This window comes from Pseudomonas sp. LF020, assembly GCF_053456425.1.
Genome location: NZ_JBRFIX010000004.1, coordinates 49603 through 66292, shown reverse-complemented (window position 1 = coordinate 66292; position 16690 = coordinate 49603). Strand labels below are relative to the sequence as shown.

Here is a 16690-nt window from a genome sequence, read left to right as displayed (position 1 = left end):
GTATGTTCAGGCCTGCATTTCGCTGATGTCGACCTGGCGCAATGCCGCTGCCAGGTCGTCGACCCGGTGCTGCTCGCTGTCCTTGAGTTGCTGCAATTGCTGCCCGAGGGTCGGCGCGCCAAATACCCCGCGCAGCCCCTGGGAAATGTCACCGGCCTTGAGCGAGTGACTGCCGAAGGCGTTCAGCGCCTCCCGCTCGGCGCCGTCGTTCTGGTGGAACAGGCTCGACAGCGTACTGCTGGCGAAGACTCCGCCGTCACCGCCACCGAAACCGAGGAAGCCGTGCCCGCTGCCGTCACCGCTTCCGTCGCTGCTGCTGAACACCTGGGCGATGAAGCTCGGGCTCAAGGCACCGTGATTGATGAATATGTCCCCCAGCGGCCGGATGCCGTCGCCCAGTACACGCTGCTCGAACAGCGGCGGGAAAGTCAGCGGCGAGCCGAGATTGCCGGTCGGTGGCGTGAACACGAACGGTTGCAACGGCACGTCCGGGGCCGGCGGCGGTGCGACCGGATCGCTGCTGCGGAACAGCGGGTCGGGAATCACCCCATTGGTCGGCGTGGTCGGCACCGTTGGCGGAATAACCGGCGGCACGGTATTGATCGCGTAGTTATTGGAGCTGCTGACACCGCTGCCGCTGTTGCCGGACAGGTCACTGACCCCGGCGCTGTTGACGCTGATCGCATTGCTGGCGCTGTTGATGTTGGCGCCCGGGGTCAGCGTCGCGGTCCAGGTCTTGCCGCCGTCGCTGCTGCTCAGGTTCGACAGGGTGCCATTGCCGACATTGATGTCACTGAGATCAAACCCGGTCACCGCTTCATTGAAGCTGATGGTCACCTGCGAAGTCTGGCCCACGCCCAGATTCGGATTGGCAACCACCACCGTGGCGGTCGGCCGTTCGCTGTCGAGGGCGTAGTTGTTCGACACCGCCACGGTGCTGCCGGCGTTGCCCGCCAGATCAGTGACGTTGCTGGTGTCCAGCGCGATGAAGTTGCTCGGGTCGGTAACGTTGGCGGTCGGGGTGAACGTCGCGGTCCAGGTCTTGCCGCCATCGCTGCTGGTCAGATTGCTCAGGTCGCCATTGGTCACGCTCAGGTCGGACAGGTCGAAATTGCTCACCGCCTCGCTGAAGGTGAAGGTCACCGTGGTGGTCTGGCCGATGCCCAGGTGCGGGTTGGCAACCACGATGTCCACCGTCGGCCGGGTTGCATCAAGGATGTAGTTGTTGGAGATGGCGATACTCGCGCCAAGGTTGCCGGCCAGATCCTGAACGCCGGCGGTGTCGATCAGAATCAGGTTGGTCGCGTCGTTGACGCCGGCTGTCGGGGTGAAAGTCGCGGTCCAGGTCACGCCACCGTCGCTGCTGCTCAGGTTCGACAGCGCACCGTTGGCGACGCTGATGTCCGACAGATCGAAACCGCTCACCGCTTCGCTGAAGGTGATGGTCACTGTGGTGGTTTCACCAATGCCCAGGCGATTGTCGGCAACCACAATGCTTGCGGTCGGCAACGCGGTGTCGATGGCGAAGTTGTTGGAAACGGTAGTACCGACGCCGCTGTTGCCCGACGCGTTGACCACACCGCTGTTGTCGAGGGTGATCAGGTTGCTGGTGTCGGTGATGTTGGCGGTCGGGGTAAATGTCGCCGTCCAGGTGATGCCACCGTCGCTGGATGTCACGTTGCTCAACGTGCCGTTGGCGATGCTCAGGTCAGCGTTGCTGAAACCGCTGACGGCCTCGCTGAAGGTGATGGTCACCGCCGAGGTTTCACCAGCCTTGAGCGCGTTATCGGCGACCACAATGGTCGCCGTCGGCACTTCGGTCTGCACCGCATAGTTGGCCGAATTGGTGATGCCGGTGCCGGCGTTGCCGGCCAGATCGCTCACTCCACTGTTGTTCAGCACGATCAGATTGGTGGCGTCACTGACGCCGATGGTCGGCGTGAACGTGGCCGTCCAGGTAACGCCGCCGTCGCTCGACGAGACATTGCTCAAGGTGCCGTTGGCGACGCTCAGGTCGGCATTGTCGAATCCGGTTACTGCCTCGCTGAAGGTGATGGTCACCTGCGCAGTTTCTCCGGGGCGCAGATCCGTGTCGGAAAGGATGATGGTCGCCGTCGGACGCTGACTGTCGACCGCATAGTTGTTGGAATCGGTGGTGCCGCTGCCGGCGTTGCCCGCCAGGTCGGCGATACCGGTGTTGTCCAGGGTGATGATGTTCGTGGTGTCGGTGATCCCCGCCGCCGGCGTGAACGTCGCGGTCCAGGTAATACCGCCATCGCTGCTGCTCACCGCGCTCAGCGTGCCGTTGGCGATGGTCAGGTCGGCGTTGGTAAAACCGCTCACCGCTTCGCTGAAGGTGATGGTCACCAGGCTGGTCTGGCCGACGCCGAGTGCGGTGTCAGCCACCACGATGGTGGCGGTCGGGCGCTGAGTGTCGATCGAGTAATTGTTGGAATCGGTGGTGCCGCTGCCGGCGTTGCCCGACAGGTTTTGAACACCGGAATTGTCCAGGGTGATCAGGTTGGTCGCGTCGGTGATGTTGCTGGTCGGCGTGAACGTGGCCGTCCAGGTGATGCCGCCGTCGCTGCTGCTGACTGCCGACAACGTGCCGTTGGCAATCGTCAGGTCGGCGTTGGTGAAACCGCTCACCGCTTCGCTGAAGGTGATAGTCACCAGCGAGGTATCACCGACTTTCAGCGCGTTGTCGGCAATGATGATGGTCGCAGTCGGCAGCACGGTGTCGATGGTGTAGTTCGGCGAGCTGGTGGTGCCGGTCCCGCTGTTGCCGGCCAGGTCGGCGATGCCGGTGTTGTTCAGGACAATCAGGTTGGTCGCATCGTTGACGCCCACGTTCGGCGTGAACGTGGCCGTCCAGGTGATGCCGCCGTCACTCGATGAGACGTTGCTCAGCGTTCCGTTGGCGACGCTCAGGTCGGCATTGGTGAAGCCGGTCACCGCCTCGCTGAAAGTGATGGTGACCAGCGAGGTTTCGCCAGCACTGAGAGTGCTGTCGGAGAGCACGATGGTCGCCGTCGGACGCTGACTGTCGACCGCATAGTTGTTGGAATCGGTGGTGCCGCTGCCGGCGTTGCCCGCGAGGTCAGCGATGCCGGTGTTGTCCAGGGTGATCACATTGCTGGTGTCGGTAATCCCTGCCGCCGGAGTGAAGGTCGCCGTCCAGGTGATGCCGCCATCGCTGCTGCTCACCGCACTCAGCGTGCCGTTGGCAATGGTCAGATCGGCGTTGCTGAAACCGCTCACCGCTTCGCTGAAGGTGATGGTCACCAAGCTGGTCTGGCCGACGCCGAGTGCGGTGTCAGCCACCACGATGGTGGCAGTCGGGCGCTGAGTATCGATCGAATAATTGTTCGAGTCAGTGGTGCCGCTGCCGGCGTTGCCCGACAGGTTTTGCACACCGGAATTGTCCAGGGTGATCAGGTTAGTCGCGTCGGTAATGTTGCTGGTCGGGGTGAACGTGGCCGTCCAGGTGATGCCGCCGTCGCTGCTGCTGACCGCGCTCAACGTGCCGTTGGCGATGGTCAGGTCGGCATCGGTGAAACCGGTGACCGCTTCGCTGAAGGTGATGGTCACCAGCGAGGACTCGCCGATTTTCAGGCTGGGGTCAGACACGATAATGGTCGCAGTCGGCACCACGGTGTCGATGGTGTAGTTGTTGGAGTTGGTCGTGCCGCTGCCGGCGTTGCCCGCGAGGTCGGCGATGCCGGTATTGGCCAGCGTAATCAGGTTGCTCGCGTCGTTGACGCCCACGTTCGGCGTGAAGGTCGCGGTCCAGGTGATACCGCCGTCGCTGCTGCTCACCGCCGTGAGGGTGCCGTTGGCAACCACGATGTCCGCATTGTTGAAGCCGGTCACCGCTTCACTGAAGGTGAAAGTCACCAGCGTCGTTTCACCGGCCGTGAGGGTGCTGTCGGCGACCACGATGGTCGCGGTCGGGCGCTGGGTGTCGATGGCGTAGTTGTTGGAATCGGTGGTGCCGATGCCGGCATTGCCCGCCAGGTCGGCGATGCCGGTGTTGTCCAGGGTAATCAGGTTGGTGGTATCGGTGACGCTGGCGCTCGGGGTGAACGTCGCGGTCCAGGTGATACCGCCATCGCTGCTGCTCACCGCACTCAGCGTACCGTTGGCGATGGTCAGGTCGGCGTTGCTGAAACCGGTCACCGCTTCGCTGAAAGTGATGGTCACCAGCGAGGTTTCACCGATCCGCAGGTTGTTGTCAGCCACCACGATGGTCGCGGTCGGGCGCACGGTATCGATGGCGTAGTTGTTGGAGTCGGTGGTGCCGCTGCCAGCGTTGCCGTTCAGGTCAGCGATGCCGGTATTGTTCAGCGTGATCAGGTTGGTTGCGTCGGTGATGCTGGCGGTCGGTGTAAAGGTCGCCGTCCAGGTAATGCCGCCGTCGCTGCTGCTGACCGCCGTCAAGGTGCCGTTGGCGATGGTCAGGTCAGCGTTGGTGAAGCCGGTCACGGCTTCGCTGAAGGTGATGGTCACCAGCGAGGTTTCGCCGATCCGCAGGTTGTTGTCGGCCACCACGATGGTCGCGGTCGGCCGCGCGGTGTCGATCGCGTAGTTGTTGGAGTTGGTGGTGCCGCTGCCGGCGTTGCCGGCCAGATCGACGACCCCGGTGTTGTCCAGGGTGACCAGGTTGGTGGTGTCGGTGATGCTGTTGGTCGGCGTGAGCGTGGCGGTCCAGGTGATGCCGCCGTCGCTGCTGCTCAGACCGCTCAGAGTGCCGTTGGCCACTGTCAGGTCGGCGGTGGTGAAGCCGCTGACCGCTTCGCTGAAGGTAATGGTCACCAGCGAGGTTTCACCCGCTGCCAGATTGCTGTCGGCCACGACAATGGTCGCGGTTGGCCGCACGGTATCGATCACGTAGTTGGCCGAATCCGTCGTGCCGCTGCCGGCGTTGCCGGCCAGGTCGGCGATACCGGTGTTGTCCAGAGTGATCAGGTTAGTGGTGTCGGAGATGCTGGCGGTCGGGGTGAACGTTCCGGTCCAGGTGATGCCACCGTCGCTGCTGCTGACTGCCGACAATGTGCCGTTGGCGATGGTCAGGTCGGCGTTGGTGAAACCGCTCACCGCTTCGCTGAAGGTAAAGGTCACCAGCGACGTGTCGCCGATCTTCAACGCCGTGTCGGCCATGACGATGGTCACGGTCGGCCGCGCGGTGTCGATCGCATAGTTGACGGAGCTGGTCGTGCCGACGCCCGCCACGCCGTCGCTGATCGCGGTCACCCCGGTGTTGTCGAGGGTGATCAGGTTGGTGGCGTCGGTGATGTTGTTGGTCGGGGTGAACGTCGCGGTCCAGGTCAGGCCGCCGTCGCTGCTGCTGACCGCTGTCAGCGTGCCGTTGGCGATGGTCAGGTCGGCGTTGGTGAAACCGGTGACTGCGCGGCTGAAGGTGATGGTCACCAGCGAGGTTTCGCCGATTTTCAGGGCCGTGTCCGACATCACGATGGATGCGGTGGGCGGTTCCACATAAGCAGTATTGAGTGTGCCGCCATTGTTGTAGATTGCCGCGAAGGCCAACGGTACAGAGCCCGACACGCCGCCGCCCAGTTCTGCGCCGCCGGCGCCGCTGCCCGCTGCGTTACCGCTGATGGCGCTGAAGTTGGAGGCCGTGATCAGCACCGTGCCGCCCTGGTTCCAGATCGCGCCGACACCCCGGCCACCATCGCCACCGTTCAGGTTGTTGCTGCCCAGGCCACTGCCGCCACCGCCACCGCCGCCCGCACCGATGTTGTTGCTGATGACCGAGGTGCCGACGATTTTCAAAGTACCGGTCGAGGCGTTGTAAATGCCGCCGGCCGCATTGCCGCCGACGCCGCCGACCTTGTCCCAGCCGGAGCCACCACCGCCGCCGCCAATGGAAATCGTGCCATTGTTCGCGGTGCCGCCATTGCCGCCGTTGCTGTAATCGAACACGCCCACGCCGCCGGTGCCGCCGACCGTGGAACCGCCGCGTCCACCCATGTGCGTGGCGTCGTAGCCACCGCCGTAGCCACCGACGCCACCGCTGCCGGCCTGGCCGCCCAACGTTCCGGTGCCCGGCCCGGCCGTACCGCCATGGCCGCCGCCCTGACCACCAATACCACCGCCGCCGCCACCACCGCCGCCGTAGTTGGCGCCCGTGACACCGCCACCCCCACCACCGCCGGCCGCCGCGTTACCGGTGACCGAAACGTTGTTCAGCGTGAGGATGCCGGCGTTGAAAATCCCGCCGCCCATGGCCCCGGTCGCGCCATAGCCACCATTGCCGCCGTTGCCAGAGACCAGGCCCCGGGTAATCACCAGACCATCGAGAGTCACCGTGCTGCTGGAGGTGATTTCCACCACCCGCGTCCGGTACTGGCCATCGAGGGTGACGTCCGCCACCCCGTCGTTGTTCAGGTCGCCATCGACAGTGATGTTCTTGTTGATCAGCAGTTCCGAGGTGAGCTGCACCGTCATGCCGCTGCTGAAGGTCACGATGTCGCCGTTCTGCGCCGACGCCAGCGCTGCGCGCAACGAGCCGACCCCGGTGTTTGCGTTGTTGGTGGCGGTCCAGGTGGCGAGGCCCCACTGGTATTCGCTCATCGACAGGGTCGACAGCACGTTGGCGCTCTCGATTTTGCCGGTGGCGATCTCCAGATCCCAGTCGCCGCCCACGCCAGTGCGATTGTTCGAGGCAGCCACATCGCGGCCGGTCAGTTGTGCCAGCGAGTCGACGAAACTCAGGCCGCGGTCGCCCTCGGCGGTGTAGCAGCCGTAAATGAGGATGTCGCCGCCGACGTTCATGTCCTTGCCGATGTCCGCCAGCACTGCACTGCGTTGCGCGACGTTGTCCGCCGACAGATAGCTGTTGCCGAGCCACAGGTCACCGGCGTTGCCGTGAGCGATGATCTGTACCGAGCTGACGCCCGAGTGCTGGTCGAGATAATCGGCGATCTGCTGCAAGCCGTCCTTGCTTGCATCGAGCTTGACCACTTGCGCGCCGGGAGCAACGCCTTTGAGCAGGCTGTCGGCATCCTTGACCCGGGCATCGACGAACACCACGCTCTGGCCCGGTACGGCCACAGGGCTGGCAGCCGGCGTGGCATCGGCCTGACCGTGGGTGTCCTTGCTGACCGACGGATGATCGGCCGCAGGTGCCTTGGCCGCATCGGCAGCGGGATGGCTGTCGGCCTGGGCGGCGGTGTCAGCGACAGTCGCCGCGACGGCGCCGTCGAACAGCATGCGCGGTTCCAGCGACATGATCAGCGGCGCAGCCAGCGTCCGTTGGCCCTCGGTTACCCGCGACTTTTGCTTGCTCCACCACATGTTGCTCACCCGGACTCGAACAGTTGTAAACGCATCAATGAAAAACGCCGCGATCAACTGATCGCGGCGTCGGACTTCATACGAATCACATTGGCAGCACTGGCTGAGCCATCGAGCCAAAACGACAGATCGGCGTATTGCTTGAACAGGTCCGGCGGCAGAATCGTGCGCCGGGACTGCAGGGCGACCTTGGGTTTGACCTTGTGCAAGCCGGCCACACCCAGGGCCTGGTCGAACTCCGGCGCGTCATAGACCAGGTGTTCGAAATCGTGCTCGAACCAGGACTCGCCAATGAAGTCGTAGACCAGCCGCAGCACGCGCTCCGGGGCCTGGGTCAACAAGTCGTAATCGACGATCAGCAGCGAATCGGCGTGTTCGCCGTAATAGGCTTCCTTGAGCGCCGCCCAGGCAAAACCCACCAGACGATTGCGCTGGGCCAGGGTTTCGCAGCGGCTGTAGACCGTGTTGCGCTCGACGGCATCGCCGAACAGCTTGGTGTTTTCATAGGGATTGGCGCGGTACAACCGTTCCAGGCTGTCCATCACCCAGGCGACGTTGCGCACGCAGGCAATGACTTTGGCTTTGGGAAACAGATCGCTGATCGCCGGCAGGCGCGAACTCCACTGCCGGTTGGTATCGAACACCACCGGTTTGTCAGCCTTGTCGGCGTAGTAGGCATCGAACAGCCCGCGCAGCAGACGCCGGCGCATGTCGGTGTCGATCACCGCGCCGAATTCGCTGCCGGCGCTGCATTGTTCAAGGACACCGGAGAACAACGCGCCGACCGGACTGGTCATGCCGGCATGAAAGCGCGGGTTCTGCAGAAGAATCGCAGAAAGAAGGGTGGAACCTGAGCGCGGCAAGCCGGAGATAAAGTGGAACTGCTGCAATCCCTTCACCCTACTTTGTAAGTCCTTTTGTCCGACGAGCGTAGTCCAACAATACCCTTTCGACTAGTAGTGTTTTGATATCAAAATAGAGCAAAACGGACTATAAATAGTCATTCTTATCGCGAAACAACTGGTGAACCGTTTAAGTCATTTCGCCGCCGTCCCGTTAGCCGTCGTCAACGAAAAAAGTCGCGCATTCGCGCCGCCGGCGTGGGTCTGATCACGCAACTGCCAGGTCGTCGGCAAGGGTCGGAACGGATCGGGCACGTCCACGTCCAGATCGCCGATCAACCAGACGCGAGCACTGCCCTTGGGCAGGTCATCGAGTCGATCCAGATAGACCTCCTCGGACACCAGGGTGCCGAAACCGTAGTGATTGGGACGCGTCGAACGGCCATCGGCGGCGGGCGGGGTAAACAGCCGCACCTGAGCGTCAGTGCGGTTGTAGTAGACATAACTGAGATACCAGAGCATGTCGCTGGTGACGATGCGGTCACCGCTGACGAAATGCCGGTTGATGTAATCGACCATGACGTTGAACTGATCGTGCGGATCGACCGTGGCGTTGGTGTTTACGCCCACCAGTTCAACCCCGACCAATGACACCAGGATCGCCACTGCCAGCACACGAGCGCGGTGGTACAAGCGGTCGATGGCCAGCGCTGCCAGCATCGGCAATCCCAGCGCGTAGGCTGTCAGGTAACGCTCGATGAACACCGGGCTGATGAAGGACACCGCGAACACCAGCAACAATGGCATACCGGTGTAAAGCGCCAGCAGGACGCTGCCATGGTTCACGCTGCGGTCGCGGGCCACGGCCACGCCCGCCAGCGCCAGCAGGGCCAGCGGTACGCCGCAGAACAGCAGCAACGGCAGATGCTCGCCTTCGTCCTGGATCAGCCAGAGCCAGATCATCGACGGCAGCGAGGACAGGGTCACCGGATCTTCCCAGCCCACATCGCCACCGACCTTGAGTTCTTCCATGTGTTGCGTCAGATCAAGCAGATTCGGCAACCACGGCAGGTAGAGCACGACGATGGCCAGATTGGCCAGCCACCAGTCCTTGCGCTGGATATGCCGCAGGCGATAGCCCGGCAGCAGGCGAATCAGTCCCAGGTACAGCCAATGGCTCAGCGCCGCCAGCACGGCGAAGTAGTGGGTGTACAACGCGGCGCTCATCAGCAATGCATAGATCAGCAGATACCGGCGGCGCTGCGGGCGCCTGACCCAACAGATCAGCGCCAGTGTCGTACCGATCAGGAGCAGGCCGAGCAGCGAATACATGCGCACTTCCTGGCTGTAGCGCACCGCCGTCGGCAGCAACGCCAGCAGCACCCCGGCAATGATCGCGGCGCGGCGGGTGGCCAGCCGATCGACCAGGCACACCCCCAGCCCGACCGTGGCAATGCCGGCCAGCGCGCTGAGGCTGCGGATCGACAGAATCGTGTCACCGAACAACCCGATCCAGCCGTGCAGCAACATAAAGTAAAACGGCGGATGCACGTCGAACGCCGCGTGCTCCCAGATACCACTGAGCGAATAGTTCGCCAGCAACAGGCTTGAGCCTTCGTCGCCCCAGATCGCGGCGGCGGTCAGGTCATAAAAACGCACCACCGTCGCCAACAACAGAATGGGGATCAGCCACTGCTGGCGAGCCCAGCGCCATAAACGCCGGACACCGGCATTCGGTGCGGCAAACGGGTCCTGGGTATCCCCCAGCGGAGTCTCGCGACGCGCTTCCATCAACCTTCCCTTACAGATTTACCGAGTAAAAACCAGCGCCACTCGTTGCGCACACTGTAGGCCAGAGTCGAAGTCGATGCGCGGCCACGACGACGTCCGGCAAGTCCGCCGATCCGGGTCTACGCTACGGCTTGGCGTGACCTGCCCGCGCAAACGCAAGACGTCAGCACAGCATCTGTGCCTACCCTGCCAAGGCTAACGCGCGGCGCGCCGACCACATAACAGAAGGATGAGGAACCATGGAAGTCTTTATGGGTACGATTCAACCGTTCGCCTTCAACTTCGCCCCCAGTGGCTGGGCCTTGTGCAACGGACAAATCCTGAGTCTCTCGCAATACCAGGCATTGTTCGCCTTGCTTGGCACCTACTATGGCGGCAATGGCACGACCAATTTTCAGTTGCCTAACCTGCAAGGTCGCGTACCCGTGGCACAGGGCAGCGGACAGGGACTGACGCCGCGTCTCATCGGTCAGGTGTATGGCACGGAAAACGTCACGGCCACGATCGCCAACATGCCTAACCACACCCACGCGATGACCGGCCTTTCCGCCAACACCGCCCTGCAACTGGCGGTACCGGCAAGCAATCCGGCGACCGTACCGACCGCCACCAACTCGTACATCGGCGCGTCCGGCGGCGGCCCTGGCTCGGCAAACATCTATTCAGATGCCCAGGGTGCCACGCCGGTTCCCATCAAAGGCCTGACCACGACTGTCACCGGAGACATTTCCTCCACGGGCGGCAGTCAGCCGTTATCCATCGTCAACCCCTCTCTGGTCGTCAACTTCAGCATTGCCCTGAACGGGCTGTTCCCTTCGCGCAATTGAACCACTGCCGGGGGCTTCCGGCCCCCGGCCGTTTCTCTCTTCACTGGAGTCAGACCATGTTGCAAGCGGTTCAGATCCAACACGTCCAGGCATTGCTGGGCCAGCAACACACGCTGTACCTGCCGGATGGCACAGCGCTGCCGATCCACATCGAGTACCTCGACGAAGTCCCCGCCGCGAAGACGCGCTACAGCGAGCGCATGCCCTTCTGCCTCGAATTCAACAGCCTGGTGCCGACCGGGTTCGTCGACGGCCTGTGCGCACTGGAACTGCCGGAACTCGGGCGAGTGGAGGATATCTTCGTGTCACGAGTGCCGGCGATGGGGCGGGATCCGCAACTGGGTTATTTCTGTATTTCCTTCAACTGAAATCCCGCCTCATTGCGGATACCACACCAGCCGCTCCGCCGCCGGATTACGCTCCTCCACCGCAAAGCCCAACGCCAGGTAGTGTTGCCGCGCGTGGGGGTTGTTGGCCCAGACCACCGTTGCCACCGGGCAACGGACCTGCTGCGCGGCCTTTTGCACGCCTTGCAAAACCGCGCGTCCGTAACCCTGGCCCCGCGCCTGCGGGATGAAGGCGATGTACAGCACGCGGATTTCATTGGGGCCGAAGTCGGTGCTGAGCGCTCCGATGGCCGTGCCGAGTTTTTCCACGACGTAGTGCATGGCGTTGGGATGGTTTTCACCCACGCCCTGTTCCTGCACCTGAAATTGCTGGGCGAGCACTTGCTGCACCACTTCCTGCTCGCCGTCGATCCATTGCAGATCCGGGCGCGCCGACTGATAGAGGCGGTGCAAAAACGGCTCGTCGGTGGCCCGCGCAGGTCGCACCACCAATCCGTCTGCCGTCACATCCGCGTTGCTCGCCATGTTCACGCTCCCTAGAAACCGCTTTCCCTGACCCCCAGCGCCGCCAACCGGCGCCAGGCCACGCCGAGTACCGACTCGCCGCTGCCCTGCAGCACCACCACACCGCGCAACGGCTGAACCGGGGCAGGTGGCTGATCCAGCGTAGTCAATCGCGCGCCATATTGCGCCTGTACAGGTTCGGCTCGTTGCTGTTGATCGCGGCGCACGGCTATCGGCCCGTGATGATCGGAGGTCAGCGCTTCCTGATCGACATAGGCCACGCCATTGGTATCGATTTCATCCAGTTTTACGCTGATCGCCGGGTGCATCGGATCATCGGCGATGAACCGCCCGGTCGCACCCGGTTTGACCCGCCACAACTCGGCTTCAGCGATATAGCCGCGCAGGCGCGAACCGTCCTCGACCACCCGCGCCAGCGCATCCTTGCTCGACAGCCAGCGCCCCGGCGTCAGGTTTGGCAGCACGTCACGCACAGTGCCGGCATGGGGCGCGCGCAACAGCAGGCGCTCGCGTCGAGCGCTCAGACCACGGTATTGCGCCACGGCTTCGGCGAGGCGTTGCTCGATGATACTGGCGTCGGCCGCGGTTTCACTGCGACCGGCCTGTCGGCGCATCAGCAATTGCTGGATCTGGATTTCCCGGCGGACGATGGCCTGCTGCGAATCGAGATCCGGTGACTCCAGTTCGATCAACACATCACCCTGAGCGACTGTCTGCCCGTCCGTGACCTTGACTGTTTTGACCCGCGCCGCCACCGGCGCATGCAACGCACTGGCCCGACCGCCCTCAAGCATCGTCGGCAGTTCCACCGCGCTGCGCCACGGCACGCTCAGCACCAGCAGCAGACCAAGCACAGCGAGACTGCTCAGCAGCACGCGCGCACCGTGGGCCTGTTCGCGGCGGCTCCACCACTGGCGCCACTCATTCATGATCGGCAGAAAGATGAACCACACCAGTTCCACCAGCATCAGGAAAATCCCCAACACCTTGAAAAACAGGTGATAGACCGCCAGCGCGATCCCGAAAAACAATGCCGCACGCCACAACCACGAGCCATACCCCCAGATCAGCAAACGCCGTTGCATCTTCGGCGACCAAGGCTCCGGCGCCGCAGCGCCATAGCCGAACAAAAACTCGCGCAACCGCCAGCGACACAGGGCAAAGGCTCGCCCCTGAAGGTTGTCGACCTCCCACAGGTCACTGAGCAGAAAATAGCCATCAAAACGCATGAACGGGTTGAGATTGACCACCAGCGTGGTGATCCACGTGGCGCTGGCGAGCATGAACGCCGCCGTGCGCCCTGGACCATCGGGCAACAGCGACCAGGCCAGCAGCGCGATGCACGCCAGCAGCAGTTCCGCGAGCACCCCACCCGCACCGATCAGCAATCGCGCGCGCCGATCATTGACCCGCCAGGCATCGCTGACATCGGTGTAGAACATCGGCAGCAAGACCATGAACGCCACGCCCATGCTCTGCACCCGACACCCGGCGCGCTTGGCCATGAACGCATGGCCGAACTCGTGGCACAGCTTGGCAAAGAACAACGCCACACCAAACGAGAGCGCCCCACCGAGGCTGAACAGGTGCGGAAATGTACCGACAAACCGCTGCCAGTCCCGCGACACCAGAAACACCCCCAGCCCCAGCGTCAGCGGTAAACCGTAACGCAGCACGCGCGGGCCGAAGCGCTCCAGCCAGGGCCAAGCGCGGTTGAGAAAGGCGTCCGGGCGCCACAACGGAATGCGGAAAAACAGGTATTGATGCAGCAGGATTTTCCACAGGCTCTGCCGTTGCGCGAGGGCCTTGAGCGAGTAACTGGCACGCTGCTGATCGTCGAGGGCGCTGATCAGGTCATGCCCGCGTAGAAACGTCAGCAGTTGCTCCAACTCGACGCCGTCCAGCGGCAGGCCCGGTTCACGATTGGCGGCGCGCAACACCTGTTCGGCATCACCCAGCGACCAGTGCCGCAACAGACGCATCGCCGCCGTGCCGAGTTTGAAATAGCGACCGCGCACCGGATCGGCCAGGGTCCAGCGCGGTGAACCGTCCAGTGCCGGCGCCGCGGGCGACAGTTGCAGGTCGGCACGCAGGCTCGGCAGATTCATTTACAGGCCCACGCTCTGGCGCAGACCGGCCAGTGGCCGACGCAGCAGGTACAAGGCCAGCGGGGCGCGATCACCGAAAATTTTTGCCGTGCCGCGCAGGCCGATACGCGGTGGCGCATCAGCAAAATTGGCATCGAGGCGATATGCAAGCTGCCCGCCCGCCGTCGGTTGCGCCTCGTAGGCCGAGCGCTCAAGCGTGGCGAGGTGGCGCTGCAACGGATCGCTGTCGAGAAACAGCGCGACTTCGGCACCCGGCGCCAGCGCAATCGCGTCGCCCACCGCCAGTTCGATGCGCAGTTCGGCCTGATTCGGGTCAGCGATTTCCATCAACCGCTCGCCGGTCTGCACCGGTTTGCCGGTCAGGCGCTCGGCATCGGCGAACACTGCGATTCCGTCACGCTCCGCGCGCACTTCGCTGCGCGCCAGCAGTTCGCGGGCGTAATCGCGCTCGGCGCGTTTTTGCTCGGCGCGGGCGGCGAGCAAATCGACCCTGGCACTGGATTCGGCATCGGCAAACGAACGTTGCGAGTTGGATTTCAGCTCTGCTTCCGCGACGCCTAAGGCACGCTCGGCGACATCGGCCTGGGCCTTGAGGGTGGTGCTTTCAAACCGCAGCAGCAGGTCGCCGGTTTTCACCGGTTGATTGGGCTTGACCAGAAACTCGGCGATCACCCCGTCCAGCGGCGCCGCGACCACGCGCCCGCCCTGCGGCACCACTTCCGCCGGAGCCAATACCGACTGGCGCACCGGGATCAGCAACCCGAGCAACAGCACCGCCACCAGCGCCACCTGACGCTTGCGCGTCCAGCGCAGACGCCACGGTTTGCGCGGCTGCAGCGCCAGCCAGGCGTGACTGTAGGTGTCGCCCAGTTGCGACAGCAGCACTTGTTCGGAAGGGTTCCACGGCACATCGCGGGCCAGCCACAGACCGCCGAACACTTCGCCCTGGCGGTCGATCAAGGGCAGCCAGAACACCTGCGCCGCCGACAGCGAGCGCCAGTCGGCCTGAATCGACTCGGCAAGCAGTTGCGGCGCAATCACCCGTGCCTGCTTCAGCACATCCTGCTGGAACAACTGCGCCACGGCCTGCTCGACAAACGCCACGAACGGCGCATTCGGCTCCACCGCGCTGACGCCGGTCACCGCCTGCACCTTGCCAGCAATCAGCAACGCTGCATGACGAAAGCCGAACAGCGACTGGCCGTCATTGACCAGACTGTAGGCCAGTTGCGAGGCATCGCGGGCGGCGCGGGTCTGGCGTTCGAGGTCAAGGAATCGCGCGAATACCTGCTCGGCACCGCCGGCGACCGGGGCGTTCATTTAAGCTCCGCAAAGTGCGCCGTGCCGCTCATGCCGGCAAGCAAGCCCTTGGCTTCGGGAAGCGTGGCGACCAGCAACAGTGTCTGGCTGCCTTCGTCGATGCGCGCGCCGAGGCGTTTGACCGTGGCATCGATCGACTGGCCGGTTTCGTCGGGGATAAAGCTGAAGGTCTGGCCGGGTTTGAGTCTGGCCATCCAGCGCGACGGCACCAGCAGGTGGATCTCCAGGGTGCGGTTATCCACCACGTCCAGCAGCGGCGCGCCGGCCGCCACGCTTTCGAAACGCTGGACCTTGCGCTCCACCACTTGCCCGTCGAATGGCGCGACCACGCTGCAGCGTTTGACCTGAACCTGATAAACCTGAGATTGCGCCTGGGTTTCGCTGACCTTGGCCTCGGCCCGCGCCACTTCGAAACGCCCGACGGAATTGAGCGCGGCCAACTGCCTGTTGTGCGCCAGCTCTTCACCGGCACCGCGATTGGCCGCCTGCGCAGCATTGAGCTGAGCCTGATACGCCGAGCAGTCGAAGCGCGCCAGCACATCGCCTTTCTTGAACGACTCGCCCTCGCTGAACGGCAACTCGACAATCCGCCCCGACAGCTCGCTGGCCAGCACCGCCTGATCCCGAGCGCGCAACACCCCCCGCGCCTCACTGCTCGCCGTGGTTGCCGCAGGCGCTGCGTTATCCAGCAGCGGATCGTCTGGCCCGGGCGTTTGCGCCTGAACTGCACACGTGACAAAGGTCAATCCGATAACCCAACCGCGCAAACGCTGCATAACCGCTACTCCCTGACGGATGAGCGGAGTCTACGACAGCGGGGAATAGCGTCAAGCGAAAGGCCATCACTGTGCCGTTACGCTTGCTGTAATCCGAGCGAAGCGCTATGGTCACCCATCGAAAATATGACTTTGATGGAATATTCCATAACGATCATATTAGTGCCCATGAATTGGGATATCGAATACACCGACGAGTTCGGCAACTGGTGGGAAGAACTGTCTGAGAGCGAGCAGAGCTCTGTGGCGGCAAGCGTCAAACTGCTTGGGCAATTCGGCTCAGGCCTGCGTTTTCCGCATAGCAGTGCAATCAATGGAGCGCGGCATGGTCATTTACGGGAATTGCGCGTCCAGCATGGCGGGCGACCGTATCGCGTGCTCTACGCGTTTGATCCAAGACGCTGCGCGCTGCTTTTGATCGGTGGAGATAAAACCGGTCAGGATCGCTGGTATGAACTCAACGTCCCGCTCGCCGATCGACTGTACGATGAGCATCTCGAAACATTGCGCAAAGAGGGTTGCAACAATGGCTAAGAAATTCGCCGACCTCGAAGCACGCATGACACCCGAAGCCCGGGCGCTTGCCGATTCGATCTACGAACAACACATCAAGGAAATGCCGCTTAACGAACTGCGACAAGCCAAGGCCCTGAGCCAGGCCACGCTGGCTGAAATGCTGCACGTCAATCAAGCGGCGATCTCAAAAATGGAGCGCCGTACCGATATGTACATCAGCACGTTGCGCAACTACATCCGGGCAATGGGTGGCGAACTTGAAATCATCGCAACCTTTCCTGACGGACAAATCAAAATCGAAAACTTCGCAGGCTGAGCATC

At 63.1% G+C, this 16690-nt stretch carries 11 protein-coding genes; 4 read left to right on the top strand and 7 right to left on the bottom strand.

What is annotated here, in order from left to right; translation table 11 throughout:
• Positions 1-6 precede the first annotated feature (6 nt).
• The 3 genes from ACU680_RS10815 to ACU680_RS10805 form a co-directional block, all read right to left on the bottom strand.
• Complete coding sequence (locus tag ACU680_RS10815; RefSeq protein ID WP_448179439.1) at positions 7-7317, bottom strand: Ig-like domain-containing protein; 7311 nt, start codon at positions 7315-7317, stop codon at positions 7-9.
• Between the two features lie 53 nt (positions 7318-7370).
• Entirely contained in the window at positions 7371-8216 is an 846-nt protein-coding gene (locus ACU680_RS10810) for a sulfotransferase family protein (protein WP_448179438.1), read from the bottom strand.
• A 138-nt stretch (positions 8217-8354) separates the two neighbouring features.
• A complete protein-coding gene (locus tag ACU680_RS10805) occupies positions 8355-9950 on the bottom strand; it encodes a glycosyltransferase family 39 protein (protein WP_367082368.1) in 1596 nt (531 codons plus the stop codon).
• A 239-nt stretch (positions 9951-10189) separates the two neighbouring features.
• Here ACU680_RS10805 and ACU680_RS10800 point away from each other — a divergent pair, with 239 nt between their 5' ends.
• Both ACU680_RS10800 and ACU680_RS10795 read left to right on the top strand, forming a co-directional pair.
• Positions 10190-10777 carry a phage tail protein gene (locus ACU680_RS10800; protein ID WP_367082366.1) on the top strand — a complete coding sequence of 196 codons (588 nt, stop codon included), beginning with the start codon at positions 10190-10192 and terminating at the stop codon, positions 10775-10777.
• Positions 10778-10833: 56 nt separating this feature from the next.
• Positions 10834-11145: a hypothetical protein gene (locus tag ACU680_RS10795; RefSeq protein ID WP_329699101.1), complete on the top strand. Its 312-nt coding sequence runs from the start codon at positions 10834-10836 to the stop codon at positions 11143-11145.
• Positions 11146-11154: 9 nt separating this feature from the next.
• Here ACU680_RS10795 and ACU680_RS10790 read toward each other — a convergent pair whose 3' ends face one another.
• From ACU680_RS10790 to ACU680_RS10775, 4 genes are read right to left on the bottom strand one after another with little or no spacing between them, the layout of a single operon-like run.
• Positions 11155-11649 (bottom strand): GNAT family N-acetyltransferase, encoded by a 495-nt coding sequence (locus ACU680_RS10790; protein WP_367082364.1) that lies wholly within the window; start codon positions 11647-11649, stop codon positions 11155-11157.
• Positions 11650-11660: 11 nt separating this feature from the next.
• Positions 11661-13757, bottom strand: coding sequence for a site-2 protease family protein (locus tag ACU680_RS10785; RefSeq protein ID WP_448179437.1), 2097 nt, complete (start codon positions 13755-13757; stop codon positions 11661-11663).
• Positions 13758-15077 (bottom strand): efflux RND transporter periplasmic adaptor subunit, encoded by a 1320-nt coding sequence (locus tag ACU680_RS10780; protein ID WP_367082360.1) that lies wholly within the window; start codon positions 15075-15077, stop codon positions 13758-13760.
• On the bottom strand, positions 15074-15853 hold the full coding sequence (locus tag ACU680_RS10775; RefSeq protein ID WP_367082358.1) for an efflux RND transporter periplasmic adaptor subunit: 780 nt from the start codon (positions 15851-15853) through the stop codon (positions 15074-15076). Before ACU680_RS10775 ends, ACU680_RS10780 begins: the two co-directional genes overlap by 4 nt.
• Positions 15854-16021: 168 nt before the next feature.
• On the opposite strand from ACU680_RS10775, the gene ACU680_RS10770 reads away from it, so the two are divergent.
• Together ACU680_RS10770 and ACU680_RS10765 are read left to right on the top strand one after the other, a co-directional pair.
• Complete coding sequence (locus ACU680_RS10770) at positions 16022-16387, top strand: type II toxin-antitoxin system RelE/ParE family toxin (protein WP_448179436.1); 366 nt, start codon at positions 16022-16024, stop codon at positions 16385-16387.
• Positions 16380-16685 (top strand): XRE family transcriptional regulator, encoded by a 306-nt coding sequence (locus ACU680_RS10765; protein ID WP_098966556.1) that lies wholly within the window; start codon positions 16380-16382, stop codon positions 16683-16685. The genes ACU680_RS10770 and ACU680_RS10765 overlap by 8 nt, the downstream gene beginning before the upstream one ends.
• Positions 16686-16690: the final 5 nt, after the last annotated feature.